The 2550-nt window shown below is 34.6% G+C and carries 4 protein-coding genes; 1 reads left to right on the top strand and 3 read right to left on the bottom strand.

Annotation, left to right across the window (positions count from 1 at the left end):
- The first annotated feature begins 171 nt into the window (after positions 1–171).
- Positions 172–312, top strand: coding sequence for a YrzI family small protein (locus tag V7164_RS11760; RefSeq protein ID WP_335347969.1), 141 nt, complete (start codon positions 172–174; stop codon positions 310–312).
- 485 nt (positions 313–797) lie between these two features.
- On the opposite strand, the gene V7164_RS11755 is transcribed toward V7164_RS11760, so the two are convergent.
- The 3 genes from V7164_RS11755 to V7164_RS11745 form a co-directional block, all read right to left on the bottom strand.
- Complete coding sequence (locus tag V7164_RS11755; protein WP_335354169.1) at positions 798–1472, bottom strand: DUF2642 domain-containing protein; 675 nt, start codon at positions 1470–1472, stop codon at positions 798–800.
- Positions 1473–1527: 55 nt separating this feature from the next.
- Positions 1528–2103 carry a hypothetical protein gene (locus V7164_RS11750; protein WP_335354168.1) on the bottom strand — a complete coding sequence of 192 codons (576 nt, stop codon included), beginning with the start codon at positions 2101–2103 and terminating at the stop codon, positions 1528–1530.
- 66 nt (positions 2104–2169) lie between these two features.
- Positions 2170–2550, bottom strand: a 381-nt coding sequence (locus V7164_RS11745) for a hypothetical protein (protein WP_335354167.1), incomplete at its 5' end; no start/stop codon positions are given.

Here is a 2550-nt window from a genome sequence, read left to right as displayed (position 1 = left end):
CTTCAAATTTTATACTTTACGAATTCGACCTACAAGGAATGGATTGCTTAATTTATTTTAACAATACACATCCAAGCCGCAGGGAGAATCGTTTCCTTGTGGCTTTTTTATGCCTTTTTGCCGCAGGGAATTTCTCTTTGCGGCCTTTTTGTGTCAAGGGGGTGGAAATATATGACACTAAATATCTTTTTTCTAACAATCACAATTAAAAAACGTAAACAATCAGTTGAAGAAATTATGCATAACGAGATGATTCACAAAATTCAAGAAGAAAATCGTGATCGTCAATATACTTTGTATCGCCCATTTTAATTAATAATAAAAATATTGGAGAGAAAGGTGGTAATGAAAATGATTTTTCTTATGCAAGGACGGCAAGCAATTTTATGGGTGGAGAATGATACCACCTAGCTTTAAGTTAGGAGGAGATAGCCTTGGCTTTACATGTTCTTCTATTAACGCTTTCATTACGAAAAAAGAAACGCCAGAGCAAATAACATGTCTTCCCGATTTTCTTATTTAACAAAATGTTCACACCTAACCTAAACGAACAGGCCGCAAATGTGTTAATTTAATATTAAATAAGGGTTCTCAAAAGGGGGGCAAACGCATGTTCACGATTGTGATGGCAGCAGTTCTTTGCTCTGTAATTGGCTGCATTATTTTTTCCGAAGTAAGTGTCGAAGCAGTAGGAATTGAATAAACACTTAAAAGGATTAACCGCATGATGGTTAATCCTTTTTTATCTTTTTAGGGGGAACTTTTAAGAGCGGATAAAGCTGTTTTTCAGCAGCTTGTTAAATATTGGTAAAGTGAATGGTTTTGATATGATGCATATTTAAATAGATGAGTTCCTCTCTCGCAGTAATGAGCTCAATAAAATTATTTTGTAATTTATTTAATTTGCCTATAAAGTCGGAGTTTTCACCTATATTAAGGATAACTAGCTCATCGACCATTTTTTCGATCTGGACCTCCAACGTTCTTGCTAGTGAAATATTGAGTGGCTGTAAAGGCAGCTGCTGATTTGTCAAACTGTATGGTCTTTGATTGGCTGTATAAGGGATCAGCCATTTCAAATGATTAAGAGAAATGAGCATTGTTTTATATACAGGTGAATAGAAGACAAAATAATTATTCATGATGCTTGAAATAAAGCCTGGGATTGGCTGATTGCCTGTAATGTAAATTTCAGTAAACATACCTTTTCCAAGTGTGAGTACTTTTCTTAAAGAAAGTTCTTCATCATGCTCAATATTCGGTGTTGCGGTTGGAGGTGTAATATCATCTTCTTTAGGTTCCAATTTCGTAATATTTTGAATATGAACGATGGGAAGGTATAGGTAATCCTTCCCATCGAACAAAACCAATACATCGCTCCCTATTTCGATTACCATTCCTGCAATGACCTTTTTTCCAGGAAGCTGTAATTTGACTTTTTCACCCATTAATTTTTTTAAAATGCTTTTCAACTATTTTCCCTCCTTTCTTTTTCATAGCAGGAATAATTAATTAGCTCGTTCATTCTTAGCTGCGTGATCCGCCAAAAATTGATTCAAATTGCATAACACTCATTCCACTATCATAGTTGTCATTAGAATTTTGGCTGTTATTATTGGATTGCATATTAGACTCGTTAGCTTTTACAATAGTGTTTATATGAGAAATATTTAAAAAAACCTGTGCGTCTTTTCCGACTAAGATGATATAGTCATCTCCAATCTCAGCAAGAAAGCCTGTATACCCTTGCTTGTTGTTGTTGTTGTTGTTGTTGTTTTGATTGCCGTCGGTGTCAATGGAAACCCATTTTGAGTGGTGATCTTCGAGAACCTCTCTTAATGTCATCCCTTCAGAGGAATAATCAGTTACAAATGTTGTTTTTGATTTCTTGTTCTTTTGGTTTTTTGAATTCTTTGAGTTTTTTGTACTCCTAGTAAATCCCTTCATATTTTTAATATTATGGTAAATAATATTGTTATCCGTCTCGACTACAAAATAATCGCTTTTTATTGCTGCTAAAACACCTTCGATTGAATTTCCATCGCTTAACAAGATATTAATGTCTTTCCCAACTAATGAAGATAAATAGTGACCGAATTCCATTTCTATGAGCTCCTTTTTATTTGTTTTTTTGATGCTTTTAAGTTATAAGGATGCAAGCAGGTTTACCTAGCTTTCATCATTGTCATTTTCTTCTTCTTCAACCTTTACACCGTAGCTAATGCTTCGAATATGATACATAGATAGACGAAGCAGTTCTTCATTGCAGAAAAGAGCGACAAACTCTCCGTTCGTATCATGAAGCATGCCTTCTACTTTTTCTGGTCCCCCTCGATTAATGGTTACCCATTGATACCTCAAGTCTTCTAATAGCTCTTCAAAAGTATCTGGAGCAACGTAGTCTAAAGAATTAATTTGATCCAGGCTGTAGTTTTGTCCGTTATTGCCATTTTTTCCGTTATTTGAGCCTTCGGTTAAACTTTTAATGTGCTGATTCTTGAAGTATACAACTCCATCGTTTTCACTCAATAAAATTAGGTAGTCATCTTT

Source organism: Bacillus sp. JJ1474 (genome assembly GCF_036965225.1).
GTDB lineage: Bacteria > Bacillota > Bacilli > Bacillales > Cytobacillaceae > Cytobacillus.
This window is presented reverse-complemented; position numbering and strand designations above follow the sequence as displayed.

Excerpts from the sequence above, each read along its gene's own strand:
- V7164_RS11750 (WP_335354168.1), bottom strand. The coding sequence starts at position 2,103 with ATGGAATTCGGTCACTATTTATCTTCATTAGTTGGGAAAGACATTAAT.
- V7164_RS11760 (WP_335347969.1), top strand. The coding sequence starts at position 172 with ATGACACTAAATATCTTTTTTCTAACAATCACAATTAAAAAACGTAAA.